Here is a 22558-nt window from a genome sequence, read left to right as displayed (position 1 = left end):
CCTCTCCCCGGTGGCTCCGGGGAGAGGCGCGGCCCGTACCGTGGGAAGGGGACGCGCCGCCCGGGTGACGTGTCCCACCAGCGGCGCATCCGTGGAATACACGCGAACGCGGGTAAGTTCGCACATATAGTTGAATTTTCTACTTCTTTCCAATCAAGGAAAGCTTCTCGGAGGGGTCGGCATGCAGTTCGGAGTCTTCACCGTCGGCGACGTCACCACGGATCCGACGACCGGGCGGACCCCGTCCGAGGCCGAGCGGATCAAGGCGATGGTGACGATCGCACTGAAGGCGGAGGAGGTGGGCCTGGACGTCTTCGCCACCGGCGAGCACCACAACCCGCCGTTCGTGCCCTCCTCCCCCACGACGATGCTCGGCTACATCGCGGCCCGGACCGAGCGGCTCGTCCTGTCCACCTCCACCACCCTGATCACCACGAACGACCCGGTCAAGATCGCCGAGGACTTCGCGATGCTCCAGCACCTGGCCGACGGCCGGGTCGACCTCATGATGGGGCGCGGCAACACCGGCCCCGTGTACCCCTGGTTCGGCCAGGACATCCGCCAGGGCATCCCGCTGGCCGTCGAGAACTACCACCTGCTGCACCGGCTGTGGCGTGAGGACGTCGTGGACTGGGAGGGCAAGTTCCGCACCCCCCTCCAGTCCTTCACCTCGACCCCGCGGCCCCTGGACGGCGTTCCGCCGTTCGTCTGGCACGGCTCCATCCGCAGCCCGGAGATCGCCGAGCAGGCGGCCTACTACGGGGACGGGTTCTTCGCCAACCACATCTTCTGGCCCAAGGAGCACTACGTCCGCCTGATCAACCTGTACCGCAGGCGGTACGAGCACTACGGCCACGGCTCGGCCGACCAGGCGATCGTCGGCCTCGGCGGCCAGGTGTTCATGCGCAGGAGGTCCCAGGACGCGGTCCGGGAGTTCCGCCCGTACTTCGACAACGCCCCCGTGTACGGGCACGGCCCGTCGCTGGAGGAGTTCACCGAGCAGACGCCCCTCACCGTCGGCAGCCCGCAGGAGGTCATCGACAGGACCCTGGGGTTCCGCGACCACTTCGGCGACTACCAGCGCCAGCTGTTCCTGATGGACCACGCGGGCCTGCCCCTCAAGACCGTCCTGGAGCAGCTCGACCTGCTCGGCGAGGAGGTCGTCCCCGTCCTGCGCAAGGAGTTCGACTCCCTGCGCCCGGCACACGTCCCCGAGGCTCCCACGCACGCCGCCCTGCGCGCGGCGGCCGCGGCGGCCGACACCGAGAAGGCCGGGGAGGCCTGATGAGCAACCGCACTCTCGCCGTCGTCTCGGCGGGCCTGGGCCAGCCGTCCTCCACGCGGCTGCTGGCCGACCGGCTCGCCGCGGCGACCGGGCGATCCCTGCTCGGCCAGGGGATCCAGGCGGCCGTCGACGTGGTCGAACTGCGCGGCCACGCCCACGACCTGACGAACAACCTGGTCAGCGGCGTTCCCACCGGCAACCTGCGGGCCGCGATCGACAGCGTGGTCGACGCCGACGCCCTGATCGCGGTCACCCCGATCTTCACGGCCTCCTACAGCGGCCTGTTCAAGATGTTCTTCGACGTCCTGGAACCCGAGTCGCTGGCCGGGAAGCCCGTGCTGATCGCGGCCACCGGCGGAACTCCGCGCCACTCCCTCGCGCTCGAGCACGCCCTGCGCCCGCTGTTCGCCTACCTGCGGTCCGTCGTCGTTCCGACCGCGGTCTACGCCGCGTCCGAGGACTGGGGGACCGGCGGCGGTGACGGCCGGGCGCTCACCGAACGGATCGATCGGGCCGCCGGCGAACTCGCCGCGCTGCTCGGCGGCCGGGACCGGCAGAAGCCCTCGGACCCCTACGAGGACCCGACCCCCTTCGCCGACCTGCTGGGCGCCTGACCCCGCCCCGCCCTTGGCCGGGCGGGGTCCTCCCCCGGTGGTCTCGACGCTTCCCGGCTCTCAACCGCTTCCGAGCCCCGGAGGGACCGAGATCACCGGGGAGAACCGTCCCCGGGGTCCTGGTGGGGGACGGAGCCCCCGATGGGGGTGCGGCCCAGGGCCAGCAGCCACACCATGGCGGCCAGCGCGGCGACCTGGAGCGGCCAGCCCATCAGGACCTTGGACGCGCCCAGCCAGCCGACCGCGCCCGAGGCCCACAGCGGGTACTGCACCACGACCCGCACCACGCACGGCAGCACCAGCAGCCAGGTCAGCCGGGAGCTGAGCCTGAGGACGGCGGGGTCGGACCGCCAGCCCCCGGTGTCCCCGGTGACCGCGCCGATGAGCAGGCCCATCGCCGGCCAGCGGATCAGGATGGTCAGGATCAGCACGACCGCGTACACGGCGTTGTAGATGATGCCCGGCAGGAACGCGTCCTCGGCCTCCCCGCTGCGCAGCGCGAAGAACGCGGCGACGCCGATGCCGATCAGGCTGTTGAAGACGAACTGCACCGAGGAGCGCTGGGCGAGCCGGACCGCGGCGAGCACGAGGGCCGAGCCCACGCCCAGGACCAGCGCGATCCGGAGGTTGTCCAGTCCCATGACCGGGCCGAACTCGTAGCGGTTGGCCAGCAGGTAGGTGACGGTGAAGACGATGGTGGGCACCGCCGCCTCCGCCATGCCGCGCTTGCCGCCCAGAGCCTTGGACAGTTGGCCTCGAACGACCTCCTCGACGGTGTTCTCGGAGACCTCGCCCTGGCGCTGGTCGGTCATTTCACTCCTGGAGAAGTCTGGGACGCGCTGAACGGAGGCGGTCAACAGGGTTGCCGCGCCGTCCAGCCTAGTGTCGACGGCGCCCGGACCTGCGCGCCCACGCGGGCGAACACCGTTCTGGAGCTACCCACGGTACGTCGCCTAGGGTGTGAACCGCCAGGAGTGCCGTTCTCCGCGAAGGAGTACCCGATGCCCGCCACCGCCCCGCGCCCCGACCACGTCGCGTTCGCGCTCCGCGTACACGAGCTGTTGACCGCGTCGGGGGCGGGCGACGGGCCGGGCTTCGTGTGGTCGCCCTACTCGGTGGCGTGCGCGCTGGGCCTCGTGGCCGCCGGCGCCCACGGGCGGACCCGCTCGGAGTTGACCGCGCTGCTGGGCGCGGACCTGGACGGCCTGCTCGCCGCGCTCGACGAGGCCGTGGCCGGAGGACCCGAACTGGCCTCGCGGACCGCCCTGTGGGTACGCGACGACGTGCCCGTGGAGCCGGGCTTCGAGTCGCGCGTCCGCGCCCGCCCCGACTCCGACCTGCGGGCGGCGGACTTCCGCGGCGACCCCGAAGGGGTCCGGGCCGAGATCAACTCCGACGTCGCCAAGACCACCCGCGGGATGATCAGCGATCTGCTCACCCCCGGCAGCGTCACCGCTGACGTGCTGTCGATCCTGGTCAACGCGCTGTGGGTGAAGATGCGCTGGACCGAGCCGTTCAACCCCGGACGCACCCGCGACCTCCCCTTCCACGCCCCCTCGGGGACCAGGCGCGCCGCGCTGATGCACCGGGTCGAGCGCCTGGCCCACGCCCGGACCGGGGACTGGCGGATGGTGAGCCTGCCGGGGCGGGACGGCCTCGTACTGGACGTGCTGCTTCCACCCGAGGCCGGTTCCCGGAGCACGCTGGACGCCGGGACGCTCACCGCGCTGTACCGGGACGCGCGCGACACCTCCGTGGCCCTGGCCCTGCCCCGCTTCGACGTCACCCACCACCAGGAGCTCACCGACGTGCTGGACTCCGCGGGGGTGCGCACCGTCTTCACCGACGCCGCCGACCTGTCCGCGATCTCCCCCGTGCCGCTGAAGGTGGACTCCGTCGTCCACCAGGCCCGGCTCCGGGTCGACGAGAAGGGTGCCGAGGGCGCGGCCGCGACCGCGGTCATGATGATGCGCGCCGCGGGCGCGATGCCGCCCCCGCCGGTGCCCTTCGTCGTGGACCGGCCCTTCCTCGTCCTCCTGCGCCGCCGCGACGCGATCCTGTTCCTGGGCACCGTCAACGACCCGAAGGACCCGGGCCCCGCGGGCGACTAGGGAAGCTCCGGCGCGGGGGTGAATTCGGGCACCGGTGCTTCGGGGGTCTTTCGGCCTCACGCCGAACCACCCCCGCGCCGGAGGCTCCCTAGCGTCCCGTGTCCGAGGGTCGGCGGGTGACTCCCACTCGGAGTCGTCACTCCTCGCGGTGCCCGAGGGATGTTGCGGGACGGTGGCCCTTCCCTCGCTGATCGGCCCCAGGCCCGGAGCCGGTCGGTCAGGTCCGCCTCGGGCGGCTCCTCCCCTCCCGGGTGAAGACCGCGGCCGTGACCGGCCGGATGACGTCGATGGCCCGCTGGGGTCTCCCGTCGGATCGGCATCCGCTCGTCGTCCACACCCGCACACGCGGTGGCCGGACGTCCTCGTCCCGCCCGCCGTGCCCGCCGACGGGGTCCGCGCCGTGCGGGCCCCGTCGGCGGGGACGCTACTCCTTGGCGGTCTGCTGCGCGGCCGTCCCGGGCGCCGGCCTGGCCTGCTGGGGGAGTTTGAGGTCCAGCAGCTCCCGGGGCGGAACCGGCAGGTCGCCGCGGACCACGACGATCCCCGCGAAGATCTCCTCGATCCTGGCCGCTGCCTCGGGCCGGACTGATCCCTCCCCGCGGATCACCCCGCGCAGGAACCAGCGCGGCCCGTCCACGCCGATGAAGCGGGCGGGCTGGGCGAGCTGCTGGCCCTTGTCGTTGGTCTTGCCCGGTACCGGCAGGATGGTGCGCAGCTCGGGGCCGAAGGTGCCGTCGAACTCCTCGCTCTTGCCCCCGGACTGGGCGATCTCGGCGGCGATCTCACCGCGGATCTCGTCCCACAGCCCGCTGGACTTGGGTGCGGCGAACGGCTGCACCTGCAAGGCCGTCTGGCCGTTGACGATGGTCACCCCGATGACCTTGTTCTGCTGCTTGGCGACGTTGACCTGGACCTCGATGTCGGGGCCGACCGGGACGCGCAAGGCCCCCAGGTCCACCCGCTGCACCTCGGACGACTTCTCGGAGGCGTCCCACGGTCCCTGGGCGCGGTACCTGTCCTCCTCCTTGGCCGGCTCCGTCACCGGGCTCTGTCGGGGTGCGACGGCGGGGATGGTGTCGTCAGCGCCGCTCTTGGCGTTCTTCTTGCGTCGGCGTCCGAACACGCCTCAACACCTCTTCCTTGTGTCCCGGATCGTCCGGGAGACGTTCATCGCTGGTCCGGCCGCACGGCGTGGCCGCCGGTGGAGCCGAACCCACCGGCACCGCGCGCCGAGTCCCCGAGTTCGTCGACTTCGACGAAGACCGCGTGCTCGACCCGCTGGATCACCAGCTGGGCGACGCGGTCCCCCCGGGTCAGCTTCACCGGCGTGGTGGCGTCCGTGTTGAGCAGGGTCACCCTGATCTCCCCCCGGTATCCGGCGTCGACCGTGCCGGGCGCGTTCACCACGGTCAGCCCGCACCGCGCGGCAAGGCCCGACCTGGGGTGCACGAACGCCGCGTAGCCGTCCGGCAGCGCGACGGCCAGGCCGGTGCGCACGGTCGCACGCTCGCCCGGGTCCAGCACGACGTCCTCCGCCGTGGCCAGGTCGGCCCCCGCGTCCCCCGGATGGGCGTAGGCGGGCGGCGGCAGGTCGGGGTCGATCCTCAGGATCCGGACCCGTACCGGAGTGCTGTCGAGGGAAACGTTGCTCACACTGGCCGAGCCTACCGCGAACAGCGGAGGCGCCCCACGTCAACGCGGGGCGCCTCCGGTCGGTTCCCGGCCGCTACTCCGCGGCCTCGGGCAGGGACACCTCGACGCGCAGTTCGGCGTCGTCGCTGGTCTCGAAGCCCAGTTCGCCGACGCGGCCCGCGGCCGCGATGTCGGTCCGGGACAGGCCCGCGTTCTCGGCCTGCTTGCCGCGCACGACGACCCGGTCGACCTCGGCGCGCATGGACAGCTTGGCCTCGGACTTGGCCTTGCGCACCGCGCGCAGCACCTCGGCGGTGGCGGTCAGCACGGCGGGGTCGCCGTCGCCCGCGGCCGCCCGGAACTCGCCGGTCGAGGGCCAGGCCGCCGCGTGCACGGAGCCGTCCTGCCACCACGACCAGACCTCGTCGGCGACGAAGGGAAGGAACGGGGCGAACAGGCGGTGCAGCGCCGACAGCGCGATGAGCAGCGCGGCGCGGGCCGAGGCCCCGGCCGCCGACTCGGTGTCGTAGGCGCGGGTCTTGACCAGCTCCAGGTAGTCGTCGCAGAGGTCCCAGAAGAACCGCTCGGTGCGCTCCAGCGCCCGGGTGTGGTCGTACCCCTCGAACGCCGCGGTGGCGTCCTCGACGACGTCGGCGAGGGCCGCCAGCATCGACCGGTCCAGCGGCTCGGTGACGGCGGCGGGGTCCGGGACGGACGTCTCGCCCGCGACCGACAGCGCGAACTTGCTCGCGTTGAGGATCTTGATGGCCAGGCGCCGCCCGACCTTCATCTGCCCCTCGTCCAGCGCGGTGTCGGTGCCCAGGCGGCCGCTGGCCGCCCAGTACCGGACCGCGTCGGAGCTGTACTTCTGCAGCAGGTCGATGGGGGTGACGACGTTGCCCTTGGACTTGGACATCTTCTTGCGGTCCGGGTCCAGGATCCAGCCGGAGATGCCCGCGGTGCTCCAGGGCAGCGAACCGTGCTCGAAGTGCGAGCGGACCACCGTGGCGAACAGCCAGGTGCGGATGATGTCCTGGCCCTGCGGGCGGAGGTCCATCGGGAAGACCCGCTCGAACAGGTCGGGGTCGCGCTCCCAGCCCGCGGCGATCTGCGGCGACAGCGAGGAGGTGGCCCAGGTGTCCATGACGTCGGGGTCGCCGGTGAAACCGCCGGGCACGCCGCGCTGGGCCTCGGTGTAGCCCTCGGGGGCCTCGGAGCTGGGGTCGACCGGCAGCGCCGACTCCGCCGGGGTGATGGGCTCGTCGTAGCGCGGGTTGCCCTCGGCGTCCAGCGGATACCAGACGGGGAACGGCACGCCGAAGAAGCGCTGGCGGCTGATCAGCCAGTCGCCGTTGAGCCCGCCCACCCAGTGCTCGTAGCGGCTGCGCATGTGCGCGGGGTGCCAGGCGAGCTCGCGGCCGCGCTCCAGCAGCGCCTCGCGGACCCCGGCGTCGCGTCCGCCGTTGCGGATGTACCACTGGCGGGTGGTGACGATCTCCAGGGGCTTGTCGCCCTTTTCGTAGAACTTGACCGGGTGGGTGATCTTGCTGGGCTCGCCGATCAGGTCGCCGGACTCGCGCAGCAGCCCGACCACGCGCTCGCGCGCGGTGTGCACGGTGGCCCCCGCGAGCGTGGCGTAGGCGTCGCGCCCGGCCTCGGACTCCAGGCCCGCGGGAGGGTCGGCGACGATGCGGCCGTCCCAGCCGACGATGGGCCGGGTGGGAAGCTGGAGCTCGCGCCACCAGGTGACGTCGGTGAGGTCGCCGAAGGTGCAGATCATGGCGATGCCCGAGCCCTTCTCGGGATCGGCCAGGCGGTGCGCCAGGACCGGGACCTCGACCCCGAAGACCGGGGTGCGCACGGTGGAGCCGAACAGGGGCTGGTAGCGCTCGTCGTCGGGGTTGGCGACCAGCGCCACGCACGCGGGCAGCAGCTCGGGGCGGGTGGTCTCGATCAGGACCGGCTCGCCGCCGTCGCGGTGGAAGGCCAGCTTGTGGTAGGCGCTGGGGCGGTCGCGGTCCTCCAGCTCGGCCTGGGCCACCGCGGTGCGGAAGGTGACGTCCCACAGGGTGGGCGCCTCGGCCATGTACGCCTCGCCGCGCGCGAGGTTGCGCAGGAAGGCCCGCTGGGCGGCGGCGCGGGAGTTGTCGTCGATGGTGGCGTAGGTGTGCCGCCAGTCCACGCTCAGGCCGAGGGTGCGCCAGATCCCCTCGAAGACCTTCTCGTCCTCGGCGGTGAGCCGGTCGCAGAGCTCGATGAAGTTGCGCCGGGAGATCGGGACCTGTCGCTTGGCGTCGGGCTTGGCCGGCGGGGTGAAGTCCGGGTCGTAGGCGATCGACGGGTCGCAGCGGACCCCGTAGTAGTTCTGCACCCGGCGCTCGGTGGGCAGGCCGTTGTCGTCCCAGCCCATCGGGTAGAAGACGGCCTTGCCGTTCATCCGCTGGAAGCGGGCGACGGTGTCGGTGTGGGTGTAGGAGAAGACGTGCCCGATGTGCAGCGAGCCCGAGACGGTGGGCGGCGGGGTGTCGATCGAGAAGATCTCCTCCCGGCTCCGGGAGCGGTCGAAGTGGTAGACGCCGGACTCGTCCCAGGCGTCCACCCATTTCGCCTCGATACCGTCGAGCGAAGGCTTCTCAGGCACGTTGAAGGAACGAGAGCGGTTGGTCATAGAGGTAATGGTATTGGCCCCGCGCGCATGATCGCTCCGGTTGTCCACAGGCCCCGCGGCGCTCCCGGTCCCCGGTCCCCGGGCGGCCGCCCCGACACCCTGAGCGGCCGCGCCCTGCGGCGGCGGCCCCGGGCGTGGCAGTATTTCGGTCAGTGTTTCCCGTTCCCCGCTGACGACCGACGCCGAAACGGAAGGCGACTGAACGCATATGGCAGACAAGGATGGTGACCTCACCGCCCGGATCGTCGGAGGCGTGGCCGCGCTGGCCGCCGCCTACGTGACCCGCAAGGCCCTGACCCTCGCCTGGACCAAGGCCGTGGGCAAGGAGCCCCCGGCCGACCCCGAGGCGCCCGACATCAGCCTGGGCGAGGCTCTCGGCTGGGCCGTGGTCACCGGCGTGGGCATGGAGGTGGCCCGCGTCCTGGTGGTGCGCACCGTGCACAAGCGGTTCGCGCCGCGCCGGCACCGCGACATCAAGGACCTGCCGGTCTGACCCTCCGGGTCCGGTTCGGGGGACGGCGGGAGCACTCCCGCCGTCCCCCGCCGCGCTTCCGCGCCGGAAACCCCGGGAGCCCCCGGCGCTCCGGCCGGAGACGTTCGCCGGGGCGGCCTGGTGACCCTCCCCGGCCACCGGCGGCGGTCCGAGGCCGCTGCCGCTCACGGAGGGGCTTCTCGCCCTCCGACCCGACGAACGCCTGTGGTCACCGCACCATGGGATTTCCGTCGCGGGGGTGATTCGGCGCCGGGAGTCCGCCGACCGGATCGTCGGGGTGTTCTCGTGCGCGCGGTGACGGGGCGGCGACGACGGGCGGGGCCCCGGGCTGCGGGAAGGCGTCCGTTTCCTGGCGTTCCCTCCGGTGCTTCGGTGACATTTCGGCCTCCTGTCACGCGGATCGCGGGGTCACGGCGAGCGGCGACGGCGGGTGGGGGTCGGGGCCGCGCCCACGACGTCCGTTTCGCGTGGTTTCCGTTGATGATCTTGCTGTTTCCCCCTGAAACCAAGGATTCCGTGGGGAAAACAGCAAGATCACCGGACATTCGAGGGCCGGTTCCGCCCCCACCCGGAATGATCACGGGCTTTCCGCCCTTCCCGGCCCCGAAACGGGCAGAAAGCCCACGACCGTCAACGGAACCCTCACGCACCGGACACCGTGGGTGCGGCCCCGGCCCCCGCCCGCCGTCGCCGCCCGCCGTGACCTCTCGAACCGCGTGGCGCGGGGCCGAAAGACCCCCGAAGCACCGGTACAAGAATCATTCCCGCGCCGGAGACTCCCTAGTGACCGCCGTCCAGGCTCCTGCGGTGCGCGGGTTGGGACAGCGGGGTCACCGTGGCCATGCCCCCGGCTCCGGGAAGCGCCACCGAGCGCAGGTCGGCGCGCACGGCCTTGGCCATGCCGCGGGTCCCGACGCGGTTCAGCGTCCCTCCCGCCACGGCTCCGGTCAGGTAGGGGCCGAGCGTGGTCACGTGGCGGCCCAGCAGCTTCATCAGACGGTTGCGCAGCGCGGTCTTGGCGGCCGACCCCAGGGCGACCGTGAGCGACTCGGTCATCTGGGCCGGGTTGATGCCGCGCCGCCTGGCCCACGAGAGCAGGTAGCCGGAGGTCCTCTGCAGGGAGCCGCCCCTGGCCGGCGCCCCGTAGACCTCGTGCAGCTCGCCGATGAGCTTGACCTCGATCGCCGCGACCACGACGGTCTCGGCGACGATCTGGGCGGGCACCGTGAGCAGCAGCGGCGGCGCGGTGAACTGGACCGCCGCCAGCGCCCCGCCCGCCGCGCCCACGGCGGTGGTGGCGTTGGTCGCGGTGCGCTCCAGCGCGTCGGCGAGCTCCTCGCCCTCAAGGCCCTTGTGGTGGCGGACCAGGGTCTCGCGGTCGCGGACCGGGATGCGCGGCGCGATCTCCTCGGTGAACAGGTCGGTCAGCCAGCGTCCGCCCGCCAGGCTCCTGGCTCCGGCGGTGCGCGCGCTGCGGGCCAGCGCCGCGGAGAGCCGCCCCAGCAGCCGGGCGCGCCCCTCCTTGTCGGTTCCGTCGTCGGCGACCAGCCGGGTGACGAGTTCACCCACCTCCGCGTCGCCGACGGGCACCAGCCCGGTTCCCGGTTCGATGTTCCGGTCCCTGTCTTCGGTCTCTTCGGTCACGGTCTCGTTCCCCTTCGCGACGAAGGTGGTAGTGGCACACACGGTAGACGAACGGGTGCGCCGTCCCGTTCCGTCCCTGGCGCGGCCCGTCTCCCGCGCCCCCCGGCGGCCGCCCGTGGGGCCCGGGGGCCGCGACGGCGGGAACGTCCCGGAAGCGCGTGCCGGGCCGGGGAAACGGATGCGCCCCGGCACGGTTGCCGGGGCGCGTCGCGTTCTTCGGCCGGAAGAGACGGAGTGGGGAAGGGGAACGCCGCCTGCCTAGTAGGCGCATTCCTTGCAGACGAGCTGCCCCTTCCGCTCCTCGGCCAGCTGGCTGCGGTGGTGCACCAGGAAGCAGCGCGAGCAGGTGAACTCGTCGGCCTGGCGCGGCAGCACCCGGACGGCGAGCTCTTCGCCGGACAGGTCCGCACCGGGCAGTTCCAGGCCCTCCGCGACGTCGTCGGGGTCGACGTCGATGGTGCTGGTCCCCTTGTCCACCCGACGCGCCTGCAGCTCCTGAAGGCTGTCCTCGCCCAGGTCCTCGTCGGTCTTACGCGGGCTGTCGTAGTCGGTGGCCATCTTTCTTACTCCATCCCCCTCGATCTCTGTGCCTCGTCGCGCGGGTGTAACGCTTGAGAGACGTTTCTTGTGCCCGTTCGGATCAAAAAATTCCCACGGCGTTAGTGGACTGTGACCCCTCCCGGGTGCTTGTCACACCTGAACGGCAGCATCGAGCGGCCGAACGCGAGCGCACTCGTGTACTTCGCGAACGGTTCATCCCCATGTGCTACCCAACGCCGAACGGATTCCGACCTGTTTCCTCTGCGTCCCGACTGGCCGAGCACGGAACCCGCGCCAAGTCAGGAGGTCAGAGCGGACGTCCACGGCGAGACGCGTCCCGCCGTGACGATGCCCGGGAGAGCATACCCACCCGTGGGAGCACTCCGTACCGCGGCCGCCCGTGTCACCGGACACGTATGAATACCACGGAGGCGATGGAAAGCGCAGTCGGTCTCGACAGCTGACACTCCGGCGACCGGAAGCGGTCTCAGACCGCGCCCTCGGAGTCGGCGCGGCGGCCGCTCGAGGGGAAGCGGACCGTCACCACGAGGCCGCCCCCGGCACGCGGCCAGGCGGTGACCACCCCCTGGTGGGCGCGCACGACCGAGCGCACGATGGACAGTCCCAGGCCCGCGCTCTTCTTGGAGCGCACCCGGTCGCCGGAACCCCGACGGAACGGCTCGAACAGGCCCTCGATCTCGTAGACCGGGATGACCGGACCGGAGTTCTCCACCTGGACCGCGGGGGCGCCCTCGTTCTCGCCGGAGCGGACCGTGATCTCGCCGCCGGCGACGTTGTACCGCAGGGCGTTCTCCACCAGGTTGCCCACGAGCCGCTCCAGCAGCACGGGGTCACCGGTGACGGGCGCCTCGCGCAGGTCGGTGCGGATCCTCAGCCCCGAGTTCTCGATGTCGCCGCTGAGCTGGCTGAGCACGGTGGCCGACACCTCGCCCAGGTCGACCACGGCGCGCACGTTCAGCTCGCGGTCGCTCTTGGCCAGGAAGAGCAGGCCGTCGATGAGGCGCTCGTGCCGGGAGTTGGTCTCCAGCAGGGTGCGGCCGATGGTCCTGAGGTCGGCCGACGCCTCGGGGTCGGCGAGCGCGACCTCGAGAAGGGTGCGGTTGATCGCCAGCGGGGTGCGCAGCTCGTGGGAGGCGTTGGCGACGAAGCGGCGCTGGCCGTCGAAGGCGCGGTCCAGGCGCTCCAGCATCGCGTCGAAGGTGTCTGCGAGCTCGCGGATCTCGTCGTCGGGCCCACTCAGCGCGATGCGCTCGTGCAGTGAGCGCTCGGACAGCCTGCGCGCGATGCGGGTGATCTTGTGCAGCGGGGACAGCGCCCGGCCGGCCACCACGTACCCGAGGCCCACCGCCAGGACGCCCACCACGACCAGCGCCAGGATGGAGAACCGGGTGACCTGGTTGGCGATGCCGTCGATCAGGCTGGCCTTGATCTCCTCCGCGATCTCGGATTCGAGGGTGTAGCCGTCGATCTGGATCGTGAAGTCGGGCTTGTCCAGGACGCTGGTCAGGATCACGTAGTTCAGCAGGACCAGGAGCGATCCGGCCGCGAAGAAGAGCATCCCGTAGATGAGCGTGAGGCGCATCCGCAGGCTGATGTTGTCGGTGATCTGGGGCACCTCCGCCCTGACGGGGCGGGACACCGGCCCGCCGCCGGAGGCCGCGGACTGCAGCGGCGAGGACAGCCGGCGCCAGGTCCCGGTCTCGCCGGGCGGCGTGGGCGGGACCTCGCCGGTGGAGGCCTGGGCGGGGACGAAGTCGGGCCGCCCCTGTCCCTCGGCACTCAAATGCGGTACCCCGCGCCCTGCACGGTTCGGATCACCGGGGGCTCGCCCAGTTTCTTGCGCAGGGTCATGACGGTCACCCGCACGACGTTGGTGAACGGGTCGGCGTTCTCGTCCCACGCCTTCTCCAGCAGGCCCTCGGCGCTGACCACGGTGCCGTTCGCGCGCATCAGGACCTCGAGGACCGCGAACTCCTTGGGCGTGAGCGGGACGGGGCGCCCGTCGCGCTCGACCGTGTGGTTGGCCGGGTCCAGCGTGATGCCCCCGCGCTCCAGCACGGGCGGCAGCGGCGGGGCCGCGCGCCGGGCCAGTGCCCGCACCCGCGCGATGAGCTCGGCGAACGCGAAGGGCTTGGCCATGTAGTCGTCGGCGCCCAGGGTCAGCCCGGCCACCTTGTCGTCGAGTTCGCCCGCGGCGGTGAGCATCAGGATGCGCCCGGTGTAGCTGGAGGAGGCCAGTGACCGGCACACGTCGTCGCCGTGCGTTCCCGGCAGGTCCCGGTCCAGGATGACGACGTCGTAGTCGTTGACGCTGGTGCGCTCCAACGCGCTGTCACCGTCGTACACGACGTCCACGGCCATCGACTCGCGCCGCAGGCCCACGGCGACCGCGTCCGCGAGGACCTGCTCGTCTTCGACCACGAGTACGCGCACTGTGTCCTTCGTTTCTCCGTCGGGGCGGCAGAAAAAAGGCCGCTGCCGGCGCATCCCCCAACACACCGGCAGCGGCGCTCAACCCCGGCTGCGTCATCTGTTTTCCCACGTCCTGGTTAAGGTGCTGGTAAACCAGGTCGGTGTCGCGCAACCGGAAGATCAGGCGACTTCCCCGGCCGGAGCCGGTACGTCTTCGATGATACGGGGAGTTCCGCGCTCTTCGCTCACCGGAGTCCGGACGTCGGTCCGGAACCCCCGAGAACGCGGAGTCGCGGTCGGCGCATCCCCCAACCGCCGACCGCGACGTTCACCCCGCACATCTCGAATGTGACACAGCACGGATAAGAAAAAGGTAAGCACCCCTCTTTCGTGACCATTGTGGGGTAAGACACCCCGATCGCGGTTTACCGCCACCCGGCCCGCGCCCTCCGCGAGGCCCCTGGAATCATGGCGGGGCCCGGCGCCCGCGGCCGGAACCGGCGTCCGCCGCGTCACCGGTTACCGGTTACCGGTTGGTGAACCTTCGAACCGGGAGGTTTGGCGCGTGCACGGGCGTGGGTATGGTCGGCAACCGCCAACCATGTGGTGAGAGGGGTGTGATGATGGGCGAGTTTCTGTCGGAGATTCGGGTCCGGATCAACGAGACCTGCACGTCGCTCCAAGCGGCTCAGGCCGCTGGAGACGAATTCCTCGCCGACGCGCACGCGTCGGAGCTGGAGGACCTGCGTCGCATCGCCGCTCGCAATGGGATCGACCCGCACAACGCGTAGCGTTCGAGACGGCAGGGCAGGGGCCGGCCCGGGTCCCGGCGGGACACCGGGCCGGCCCCTTTCACCGTCGGAGGCGCCTCAGCCGTCGGTGTCGGCCCCCAGGGGCTCCAGCAGGTCGTGGAGCTCCTCGAACAGGCCCGGGACCGCCGCCAGCGTCATGTCGGTGCTGGGCGGCCCGCCCCGCAGCCCTTCGACCCGGACTCCCGCCTCCGCGGCGATCAGGGCGCCCGCGGCCCAGTCCCAGGGCTGCATCCCCCGCTCGTAGTAGGCGTTGACGCGCCCCTCCGCGATGTCGCACAGGTCCAGCGCGGCCGAACCGACCCGGCGGATGTCGCGCACCCGAGGCAGGACCGTGCCCAGCACCTCGGCCTGCTTGCGCCTGCGCCGGGACTCGTAGCCGAACCCGGTCGCCACCAGGGCCATCCCCAGCTCGACCCGGGGCGCGGCCGCGATCGGCTCGCCGTCGCGGAAGGCCCCGCCGCCCAGCACCGCGGTGTAGGTCAGGCCGCGCACCGGGACCTCCACGACCCCGGCCACGACGACGCCGTCGACCTCTGCGGCGATGCTCACGCCCCAGTCGGGGCGCCCGTACAGGTAGTTGACGGTCCCGTCGATGGGGTCGACCAGCCAGCGCACCCCGGTGCTGCCCGAGGCCTCGCCGCCCTCCTCCCCCAGGATCGCGTCGCCGGGGCGGGCCCCGAGCAGGACGCCCCGGATCAGCTCCTCGCTCGCGCGGTCCATCTCGGTGACCACGTCGGTGGGCGAGGACTTGGTGTCGAGCACCGAGATGCCCGCCTGGCCGCGCGCGGCCAGCGCGCCGCCCTTGCGGGCCGCCTCGACCGCGAGGTCCAGCAGGACCCGGGGATCGGGATCTGTCATGATCGTCTTCTCCTTGAGTGTGGGGCCGCTCAGAGCAGTTCGGGGCGGCGCCATTCCTTGCCGTGCACGTGGTGGTCGAGGAAGGCCCAGATGGTCTCGTACCAGGCCTTGATGTTGCCCGGGGTGAGCACCCAGTGGTTCTCGTCCGGGTAGTACAGGAACTTGGCGTCCACCCTGTGGCTGAGGAGATCCCACCACAGCCGCAGTCCCTCGCCGATGGGCACCCGGTAGTCCTTGTCGCCGTGGATGACGAGCACGGGCGTGCGGATGGCCGCCACGTGGCGGTGCGGCGAGCTCCGCTCGTAGCGCTCGGGCTGGGTCAGGGGGTCGCCGAACTCGCGGATCCACGCCGCCGGGTAGTCGGTGGTGGCGTGGAAGCCGTCCAGCGACCACAGCGAGGCGTGCGTGACGACGGCCTTGAAGCGGTCGGTGTGCCCGGCGATCCAGTTGGCCATGTAACCGCCGAAGGAGCCGCCCATCACGGCGGTGCGCTCGGCGTCGATGTCGGGGCGGGCCTCCGCGGCGTCGGTGGCGGCCATGACGTCGGCGAAGGTGGGCTCGCCCCAGTTCCCCCAGGCGCGCTGCCGCATCCGGACGCCGTACCCGGTGGACAGCGCCGGGTCGGGCAGCAGCACGGCGTACCCCCGGGCCGCCATCAGCCACGGGTTCCACCTCCAGCTCCAGCCGTTGAAGCTCGAGTAGGGGCCGCCGTGCACCCACAGCAGCAGCGGGGCGGGCGAGTCCGCCGAGGCGTCGGTGGGCAGCACCAGCCAGGAGCGGATGGTGGTGCCGTCCGCGGAGACGGCCTCGATCTCGGTGAGGGTGCCGGGCGGCTGCAGCCGGGGGGTGGGCGAGGGCAGCCGAACCGGGTCCTGTCCGGTGGCGGCGGTGTCGAGGCGCACGGGGGTGGGCGGTTCGCTCCAGGAGTCGCGCAGCGCGTACAGGGCCGCGCCGTCGGGGGACGGGTTCAGCGCGCTGTAGGCGCCCTCGCCGGTGAGCCGGACCGGCGCGGCGCCGTCCAGGCCGATCCGGAAGACGGGGCGGCGGCCGTGGTCGTCGGCGGTGACGTACACGGCCGAGGAGTCGGGCGCCCAGGCGATCTCGCCCGGCCACAGGTCGTGTCCGGGCAGCAGGTCGCGGCCCTGCCCGGTTTCCAGGTCGACGAGCCAGAGGGTGCTGTCGCGCGGTTCGCCGTCGTAGTGGCCGTCGAAGGCGCGCACGGCCGCGACGTACCGGCCGTCGGGCGAGACCGCGGGGGCCTCGAAGTCCCGGTCGGGGTCGTCGGCGAGGGTCCGGCGCCCGCCGGTCCGGGTGTCGATGGCGACCAGGCTGGTGTGCTGCCGCGCGTTCTCGTCCGCCACGGCCCAGGGGGTGATGGCGGTGGCGCCGTCGGGGGTGAGCGCGGGCGCGGTGAAGTCCAGGCCCGTTCCGGCGTCGGGGGTGAGGTCGCGCTCGTCCGCCAGCCCGTCCGAGGCGTCGGCGGGCGGGTCCGCGGCGAACAGCCGCGGCCGGTCCGGCCCCAGGTCGCGGTCCCAGTGGCGCACCTGGGGCCCCTCGTGCAGGATCGCGGTGACACCCGCGTCCCTGCGGTCCCTGCGCGCCTTGGCGTCGGCCTCGGCATCGGCCGCGCCCGGGTGCACGTCGCTGGTGTAGACGACCGTTCCCGCGTCGCGGGCGACCGCCACCCCGGCGACGCCGCCCGGGCGCGCGGCGACCCTGCGCGCCTCTCCACCGTCCGCGGGGAGCAGCCACAGCCCCGCGGTGGCCTCCTCCCCCGGCTCGGCGTCGGGGTCCGGGCGCTTGGAGGTGAACAGCAGGGAGCCGTCGGGCAGGAACACGGGGGCGCTCTCGCCCGCGGCCGAGCGGGTCAGCCTGCGCGGTTCCGCCGCTCCCCCGGGGTCGACCTCCCACAGCGAGGAGACGAACGACCTGCCGTCGGGGCCGAGCTCGCTGACGGGGGCCACGAGCCTGCGGCCGTCGGGGGACAGGCGGAGGCCGTTGACCCGACGCAGTGCCACGTACGCGTCCGGTTCGTGCCACGGCTGACGCATAGAACCCTCCGGTTCTCGACTGTTGGTCTCGTCTGTGACCCTATCGGCGCCCGCAAGGACGCACAGTAAGCGCATGACACGCCAGACGGACAATCGAGCACGTAACGCAGCTGAATGATTACTTAAAGTGATAAATTTTCTCCTGGTCACCTTCCGCCGCGTTCACGCGCCCAGGGAAACCGGGATCCAAGTGAGAGACATTTCGCGCCGCACACTCCTGTCCGCGACCGCGCTGGGCGCGCTCGGCGCCGCCGGGTGCTCCGCGCCGCGGACCGGGAAGCCCCCGCCCGGGCCCGCGCCCGAGGCCCGCCTCATCGGCGACGGCTCCACGTCGGACACGGGACCGCAGCCGAACCAGCCCGTGGTGGACACACTCGACCGCACCAAGGCCCCGCCGCAGTTCGTGATCATCTCCTGGGACGGGGCGGGCGAGCTGAGCGACGGGCTGTTCGCCCGGTTCCTGGAGGTCGCCCGGCGCAACGGCGCGTGGATGACGTTCTTCCTCAGCGGCCTGTACTTCCTGCCCGAGCACCGGAAGAACCTCTACCGCCCGCCCGGCCACCCCGTGGGGGCCTCCGACATCGCCTACCTGAGCGAGGAGTCGGTGCACCGGACCATCCGGCACATCGACCTCGCCTGGCGCGCCGGGCACGAGATCGGCACCCACTTCAACGGGCACTTCTGCGGCCCCCGGGGCGTTCGGCTGTGGGGCGCGGCGGACTGGGCGTCCGAGATCGAGCAGGCCGTACGGTTCGTGATGAACTGGAAGACCAACACCGGCTTCACCGACCTGCCGCCGCTGCCCTTCGACTACCGCAGGGAACTGGTCGGGGCGCGCACCCCGTGCCTGCTCGGCCAGGACAACCTGCTGCCCACCGCGGCGAAGCTGGGCTGGAAGTACGACGCGAGCTCCCCGGGCGGCCTGCAGGTCTGGCCGCGGCGCAGGGGCGGGCTCTGGGACTTCCCGCTGCAGTCGATCCCCATGCCCGGCAGCGGGTTCGAGGTGCTCTCGATGGACTACAACATCATGTTCAACCAGTCCGAGACCAGCACGAAGGACAAGAGCAGGCACCGCGCGTGGGGCGGGCAGGCGCTGGGCACCTACCTGGCGGGCTTCGAGCGCTCCTACAGCGGCAACCGCGCGCCGCTGTTCGTGGGAAACCACTTCGAGCGGTGGAACGGCGGGATCTACATGGACGCCGTCGAGCGGTTCATGGACGGGGTCGGCGGCGAGCGGGACGTGCGGATGGTCTCCTTCCGCCAGTTCACCGACTGGATCAACGCCCAGGACCCCGCCGTCGTGGAGCGGCTGGCGACCCTGGGCGTGGGTCAGCGGCCCGAGCAGGGCTGGGCGGAGTTCCTGGCCCCCTCGGAGGCCGAGGGGGCCGCCGTCCCGGTCTCCTGACCCCGGCCCGCGGCGGTTCCCGGACGCGGGGCGTCAGCGCGGTCTGCAGCAGTCCTCCGGGGCGTCGTGGCAGGAGCGCTCGATCGCGCCCAGACCCCTGGGCTCGCGGCCCTCGGCGCGCTCGGTGACAAGATCGCGGACCATCGCCACGAACGCGGGGTGCGTGCCCGGGGCCGATGCCCGCTCCAGCCGGACACCGAGCTTCCGGGCGGTCTCCAGCGCCTCCACGTCGAGGTCGTACTTGACCTCCATGTGGTCGGAGACGAAGCCGTAGGGGACCACGACGACGGCCCGGACGCCCTCGTCGGCCAGCTCGGCGAGGCGGTCGTTGATGTCGGGCTCCAGCCACGGCTGGGTGGGCGGGCCGCTGCGGCTCTGGTAGACGAGGTCGTAGCGGTGGCCGCCGCCCACGCGCTCGGTGACCAGCCGCGCCACCTCCGCCAGCTGCGCCTCGTACGCGCCCACCGGACCGTAGTCGCGGCGCGGGTCGCCCGAGGCCCTGGCCATCGCCTCGGGGATGGAGTGCGCGGAGTAGAGCAGGTGCGCGTCCTCGCGCAGCTCGGCGGGCAGCCGGGCCAGGGCGTCGAGGGTGTGCCCGGTGAAGGAGTCGACGAACCCGGGGTGGTCGTAGTAGGGCCGGATCAGGTCGATCTCGGGCGCCCCCGGGACCGCGGCGCGGGCCCGCTCGATGTCCTCCAGGTACTGCCGGTGGCTCGAGTAGTTGCTGTAGGCGGAGGTCGCCAGCGCCACGACGCGGCGCACGCCGTCCCGGGCCATGGCCGCGACCGTGTCCCCGAGGTAGGGGTCCCAGTTGCGGTTGCCCCAGTAGACGGGCAGGTCGACCCCGTTCGCGTCGAAGTCGGCCCGGACCGCCTCGACCAGGTCCCGGCACTGCTGGTTGATCGGGCTGACTCCGTCGAACAGGAAGTAGTGCTCGCCGACCTCGGCCAGCCGTTCCCGGGGGATCCCGCGCCCGCGGGTCACGTTCTCCAGGAACGGGATGACGTCGTCGGATTTCTCCGGTCCTCCGAAGGAGAGAAGAAGGAAAGCGTCGTAGGGCCTCATGGCCCCATCAAACCAGCTGTTCGCGGAGGTCACGCGCGACCCCCGGACTGCGCCCCGCTCCACGCCGGGGGCCCGGCGCGGAGGCGGCCCGGCCGCCCGCCGCGGGGGCCGGCGAAAAGCCCATTACCGACGGGTTACCTCTCGGGCCTCCACTGTGTACCGTGCCATTGCATGACGAGTGTGACGTGGAACACATGGTCGGGTACCTATCGGAGCGAACCCCGCCGGGTGGGCGCCCCCGCCGACACCGCCGGCGTGGTCGCGGCGGTGCGCGCGGCCGCCGGGGACGGGCTGCGGGTGCGGATGGTGGGATCGGGCCACTCCTTCACCGACATCGCCGTGACCGACGGCCTGATGCTGTCGCCGACCGCGCTGGCGTCGGTGCGCTCGATCGACCTCGACGCGGGGACCGCGACCGTCGAGGCCGGGGCGCGGCTGTGCGACCTCAACGACGCGCTCGCCGCGCGCGGCGCCGCCCTGACCAACATGGGCGACATCGCGGTGCAGACGCTGGCGGGCGCCACCCAGACCGGCACGCACGGGACGGGACGCGGCTCGGCGGGCATCGCCGCACAGATCCTGGGCCTGGAGATCGTCCTGGCGGACGGCTCCGTCGTCGACTGCTCGGCCGACACCGAAGGCGACCTGTTCCAGGCCGCCCGCCTGGGCCTGGGCGCGTTCGGGGTGGTGAGCGCGCTGACCATGGCGATCGAACCCGCGTTCCTGCTGCACGCGCGCGAGGAGCCGATGCCGCTGGCCGAGGTCCTGGAACGGCTTCCCGAACTGCGCGCCGAGAACGAGCACTTCGAGTTCTTCTGGTTCCCGCACACCGGTTCGACCAACACCAAGCGCAACAACCGGACCCCCGGCCCGGCCCGGCCGCTGTCGGCCTTCCGGGCGTGGCTGGACGACGAGTTCCTGTCCAACACGGTGTTCGAGGCCGTCAACCGGATAGGGCTGCGCTTCCCCCGCGCGATCCCCGCGATCAACCAGGTGTCCGCGCGGGCGCTGTCCGCGCGCGAGTACGTGGACGCCTCGCACTCGGTGTTCGCCAGCCCGCGCCGGGTCCGGTTCGTGGAGATGGAGTACGCCGTCCCGGCCGAGCACCTGGCCGACGTTCTGCGGGAGGTCCGGGCGGTGTTCGACCGGGGGGAGCACCGCGTCAGCTTCCCCATCGAGGTGCGCTTCGCGCCCGCCGACGACCTGTGGCTGTCCACCGCCTACGGTCGCGAGACCGCCTACGTCGCCGTGCACGTGTACCGGGGGACCCCGCACGAGGCGTACTTCGCGGACCTGGAGGCGGTCTTCACGAACGTGGCCGGGCGTCCGCACTGGGGCAAGCTGCACACCCGGGACCTGGCGTACCTGGAGACGGTGTACCCCCGCCTGGGCGACGCGCTGGCGGTGCGCGAGCGGGTCGACCCCCGGCGGCTCTTCGCCAACGCCTACCTGGACCGCGTGCTGGGGAGGTGACCCGGGACCGGGCTCCGGCCCGCCCGAGACCACACGGCCTCCCTCGGGAGGGTTGGACCCGTTTTCCCGGGGCAGCGGACGGCGTGTCGATTCGACATCAGGGACGCCCCGTGATCGGCTGCGCGGGCCACCGGGGAAAGCGGAGCCGGTGGACGGCGCGACCGGCGCGCGTCAAGCACCGGGCGCCCGAGTGTCGGATCCGCGGTCTCGGCTCCGACACGCCGACGTGTCAAGATGGCACGATAGGGGCGTGCAGCGCGCCCCGTACCGGGTGTCGGAGGTTCGGAACATGCCGGGCGCGGTACTGGCTCGACAAACCCGGGCCGACAAGACTGTGAGCTGGGGGATGTAGGGCTGCCGACATACCCTCGACGGGACGCGAAAGGGAGGGCGATGCAGGAGCTTCGCCTGGTCGCCGTCAGCGAGGACGGAACCTACCTGGTGCTGGCCAGCGCCGGGCGCGGGACCCGGTTCACGCTGCCCGTCGACGACCGTCTCCGCGCCGCCGTGCGCGGACAGTTCTCTCGGCTCGGCCAGTACGAGATCGAAGTGGAGAATCCGTTGCGCCCCAAGGAGATCCAGGCCCGGATCCGCTCAGGTGAGACCGCCGAATCCATCGCCCAGGCCGCCGGCATCCCCATCGAACGCGTGCGCTGGTTCGAGGGCCCGGTCCTGCAGGAACGCGAGTACATGGCGCAGCAGGCCCAGCGCGCCTCGGTCCGCCTCCAGGGCGACGCCGCGCCGGGGCCCGTCCTCGGCGACGTCGTGGCCGAGCGGATCGGCAGCGCCCAGCTGGAGTCCGGGGACGCCTCCTGGGACTCCTGGAAGCGCGAGGACAACACCTGGCAGATCAGACTGTCCTTCCGGGTGATGGGCGAGGAACACGTCGCGCACTGGGTGTACGAGCCGCGCCGGCGCTCGGTGACCCCCTACGACGAGGAGGCCGTGCGGTTCTCCTCGGGCGCGGACTCCGACGAGCCGCCGGACCTGGGGCCCGGCAGCGCCAACGTCACCCCGTTCGCGCCGCGCCGCCCCGGCGCGCGCGAGGTCCCGCAGGCCCCGCCGCCCACGCTGGAGGAGACCGCCGCCCCGGCCGCCGGGCCCGCCCCCGCCGCGGCACCGCGCAGAACGCGCGTCCCCATCACCGCCGAGCGGATGCGCCAGGCCGAGTCCGCTCCTCCTCGCCCCGCCCCCGAGTACCGGTACCGGCCCGAGGCCGCCCCGCCGCCCGCGCCCGCTCCGCCGGGGCGGGCCGAGCGGCCCGAACCGCTCTCTCCCCCGGCCGCCGCCCAGCAGCCCTCCGCCCCCGGCCAGCTCTCGCCCCACCCGGACCCGCCGCTGCCCGCGGCGGCCTCGGGGGCCCCGCAGCCGCCCCGCCGCAAGGGCCGCGGCCGCCGGGCCTCGGTCCCCTCCTGGGACGAGATCATGTTCGGTTCCAAGAAGTCCGAATGACCCGTGACGGAGCGGGCCCCGC

The 22558-nt window shown here is 72.4% G+C and carries 19 protein-coding genes; 8 read left to right on the top strand and 11 right to left on the bottom strand.

The window, feature by feature from the left end; translation table 11 throughout:
* The first annotated feature begins 181 nt into the window (after positions 1-181).
* Positions 182-1285, top strand: coding sequence for an LLM class flavin-dependent oxidoreductase (locus EV190_RS16255; protein ID WP_133742424.1), 1104 nt, complete (start codon positions 182-184; stop codon positions 1283-1285).
* Positions 1285-1899, top strand: a complete 615-nt coding sequence (locus EV190_RS16250; protein ID WP_133742423.1) for an FMN reductase — start codon at positions 1285-1287, stop codon at positions 1897-1899. The genes EV190_RS16255 and EV190_RS16250 overlap by 1 nt, the downstream gene beginning before the upstream one ends.
* Before the next feature lie 92 nt (positions 1900-1991).
* On the opposite strand, the gene EV190_RS16245 is transcribed toward EV190_RS16250, so the two are convergent.
* Positions 1992-2711, bottom strand: a complete 720-nt coding sequence (locus tag EV190_RS16245; protein WP_133742422.1) for a DUF3159 domain-containing protein — start codon at positions 2709-2711, stop codon at positions 1992-1994.
* 189 nt (positions 2712-2900) lie between these two features.
* Between EV190_RS16245 and EV190_RS16240 the strand changes: the two genes are divergently transcribed.
* Positions 2901-4010: a serpin family protein gene (locus EV190_RS16240; protein WP_133742421.1), complete on the top strand. Its 1110-nt coding sequence runs from the start codon at positions 2901-2903 to the stop codon at positions 4008-4010.
* Between the two features lie 424 nt (positions 4011-4434).
* Here EV190_RS16240 and EV190_RS16235 read toward each other — a convergent pair whose 3' ends face one another.
* From EV190_RS16235 to valS, 3 genes are all read right to left on the bottom strand, one after another.
* Positions 4435-5133, bottom strand: coding sequence for a DUF3710 domain-containing protein (locus EV190_RS16235; protein ID WP_133742420.1), 699 nt, complete (start codon positions 5131-5133; stop codon positions 4435-4437).
* Between the two features lie 44 nt (positions 5134-5177).
* Complete coding sequence (gene dut / locus EV190_RS16230) at positions 5178-5663, bottom strand: dUTP diphosphatase (protein ID WP_133742419.1); 486 nt, start codon at positions 5661-5663, stop codon at positions 5178-5180.
* Positions 5664-5736: 73 nt separating this feature from the next.
* The gene (gene valS, locus EV190_RS16225; RefSeq protein WP_133742418.1) at positions 5737-8310 is read right to left on the bottom strand and encodes a valine--tRNA ligase; all 2574 of its coding nucleotides are present in this window, start codon (positions 8308-8310) and stop codon (positions 5737-5739) included.
* A gap of 208 nt (positions 8311-8518) precedes the next feature.
* Here valS and EV190_RS16220 point away from each other — a divergent pair, with 208 nt between their 5' ends.
* Positions 8519-8803: a DUF4235 domain-containing protein gene (locus tag EV190_RS16220; protein WP_133742417.1), complete on the top strand. Its 285-nt coding sequence runs from the start codon at positions 8519-8521 to the stop codon at positions 8801-8803.
* Between the two features lie 780 nt (positions 8804-9583).
* On the opposite strand, the gene EV190_RS16215 is transcribed toward EV190_RS16220, so the two are convergent.
* From EV190_RS16215 to EV190_RS16200, 4 genes are all read right to left on the bottom strand, one after another.
* Positions 9584-10447: a hypothetical protein gene (locus tag EV190_RS16215; protein ID WP_243742611.1), complete on the bottom strand. Its 864-nt coding sequence runs from the start codon at positions 10445-10447 to the stop codon at positions 9584-9586.
* A 258-nt stretch (positions 10448-10705) separates the two neighbouring features.
* Entirely contained in the window at positions 10706-11005 is a 300-nt protein-coding gene (locus EV190_RS16210) for a DUF4193 domain-containing protein (protein ID WP_133742416.1), read from the bottom strand.
* A gap of 469 nt (positions 11006-11474) precedes the next feature.
* On the bottom strand, positions 11475-12791 hold the full coding sequence (locus tag EV190_RS16205) for a sensor histidine kinase (RefSeq protein WP_133742415.1): 1317 nt from the start codon (positions 12789-12791) through the stop codon (positions 11475-11477).
* The gene (locus EV190_RS16200; protein ID WP_133742414.1) at positions 12788-13441 is read right to left on the bottom strand and encodes a response regulator transcription factor; all 654 of its coding nucleotides are present in this window, start codon (positions 13439-13441) and stop codon (positions 12788-12790) included. The genes EV190_RS16205 and EV190_RS16200 overlap by 4 nt, the downstream gene beginning before the upstream one ends.
* Before the next feature lie 602 nt (positions 13442-14043).
* On the opposite strand from EV190_RS16200, the gene EV190_RS23460 reads away from it, so the two are divergent.
* A complete protein-coding gene (locus tag EV190_RS23460; RefSeq protein ID WP_166655479.1) occupies positions 14044-14211 on the top strand; it encodes a hypothetical protein in 168 nt (55 codons plus the stop codon).
* A 78-nt stretch (positions 14212-14289) separates the two neighbouring features.
* Here the strand turns inward: EV190_RS23460 and EV190_RS16195 are convergent, their stop codons facing one another.
* Entirely contained in the window at positions 14290-15090 is an 801-nt protein-coding gene (locus EV190_RS16195; RefSeq protein WP_133742413.1) for an inositol monophosphatase family protein, read from the bottom strand.
* Positions 15091-15119: 29 nt separating this feature from the next.
* Positions 15120-17141: a S9 family peptidase gene (locus tag EV190_RS16190; RefSeq protein WP_133742412.1), complete on the bottom strand. Its 2022-nt coding sequence runs from the start codon at positions 17139-17141 to the stop codon at positions 15120-15122.
* A 190-nt stretch (positions 17142-17331) separates the two neighbouring features.
* On the opposite strand from EV190_RS16190, the gene EV190_RS16185 reads away from it, so the two are divergent.
* A complete protein-coding gene (locus EV190_RS16185; RefSeq protein WP_133742411.1) occupies positions 17332-18546 on the top strand; it encodes a hypothetical protein in 1215 nt (404 codons plus the stop codon).
* A gap of 33 nt (positions 18547-18579) precedes the next feature.
* On the opposite strand, the gene EV190_RS16180 is transcribed toward EV190_RS16185, so the two are convergent.
* Positions 18580-19611, bottom strand: a complete 1032-nt coding sequence (locus tag EV190_RS16180; protein WP_133742410.1) for a ferrochelatase — start codon at positions 19609-19611, stop codon at positions 18580-18582.
* Between the two features lie 171 nt (positions 19612-19782).
* Here EV190_RS16180 and EV190_RS16175 point away from each other — a divergent pair, with 171 nt between their 5' ends.
* Together EV190_RS16175 and sepH are read left to right on the top strand one after the other, a co-directional pair.
* Complete coding sequence (locus tag EV190_RS16175) at positions 19783-21084, top strand: D-arabinono-1,4-lactone oxidase (protein ID WP_133742409.1); 1302 nt, start codon at positions 19783-19785, stop codon at positions 21082-21084.
* Positions 21085-21477: 393 nt separating this feature from the next.
* Positions 21478-22536, top strand: a complete 1059-nt coding sequence (gene sepH, locus EV190_RS16170; RefSeq protein WP_133742408.1) for a septation protein SepH — start codon at positions 21478-21480, stop codon at positions 22534-22536.
* Positions 22537-22558 lie beyond the last annotated feature (22 nt).

This window comes from Actinorugispora endophytica, from assembly GCF_004363075.1.
Lineage (GTDB): Bacteria > Actinomycetota > Actinomycetes > Streptosporangiales > Streptosporangiaceae > Actinorugispora > Actinorugispora endophytica.
Note: the sequence above shows the minus strand (reverse complement) of the source record. Positions and strands in the feature narration are given on the sequence as shown.

Excerpts from the sequence above, each read along its gene's own strand:
- EV190_RS16255 (WP_133742424.1), top strand. The coding sequence starts at position 182 with ATGCAGTTCGGAGTCTTCACCGTCGGCGACGTCACCACGGATCCGACG.
- EV190_RS16250 (WP_133742423.1), top strand. The coding sequence starts at position 1,285 with ATGAGCAACCGCACTCTCGCCGTCGTCTCGGCGGGCCTGGGCCAGCCG.
- EV190_RS16245 (WP_133742422.1), bottom strand. The coding sequence starts at position 2,711 with ATGACCGACCAGCGCCAGGGCGAGGTCTCCGAGAACACCGTCGAGGAG.
- EV190_RS16240 (WP_133742421.1), top strand. The coding sequence starts at position 2,901 with ATGCCCGCCACCGCCCCGCGCCCCGACCACGTCGCGTTCGCGCTCCGC.
- valS (WP_133742418.1), bottom strand. The coding sequence starts at position 8,310 with ATGACCAACCGCTCTCGTTCCTTCAACGTGCCTGAGAAGCCTTCGCTC.
- EV190_RS16220 (WP_133742417.1), top strand. The coding sequence starts at position 8,519 with ATGGCAGACAAGGATGGTGACCTCACCGCCCGGATCGTCGGAGGCGTG.
- EV190_RS16210 (WP_133742416.1), bottom strand. The coding sequence starts at position 11,005 with ATGGCCACCGACTACGACAGCCCGCGTAAGACCGACGAGGACCTGGGC.
- EV190_RS23460 (WP_166655479.1), top strand. The coding sequence starts at position 14,044 with ATGGGCGAGTTTCTGTCGGAGATTCGGGTCCGGATCAACGAGACCTGC.
- EV190_RS16195 (WP_133742413.1), bottom strand. The coding sequence starts at position 15,090 with ATGACAGATCCCGATCCCCGGGTCCTGCTGGACCTCGCGGTCGAGGCG.
- EV190_RS16190 (WP_133742412.1), bottom strand. The coding sequence starts at position 17,141 with ATGCGTCAGCCGTGGCACGAACCGGACGCGTACGTGGCACTGCGTCGG.
- EV190_RS16180 (WP_133742410.1), bottom strand. The coding sequence starts at position 19,611 with ATGAGGCCCTACGACGCTTTCCTTCTTCTCTCCTTCGGAGGACCGGAG.
- EV190_RS16175 (WP_133742409.1), top strand. The coding sequence starts at position 19,783 with ATGACGAGTGTGACGTGGAACACATGGTCGGGTACCTATCGGAGCGAA.
- sepH (WP_133742408.1), top strand. The coding sequence starts at position 21,478 with ATGCAGGAGCTTCGCCTGGTCGCCGTCAGCGAGGACGGAACCTACCTG.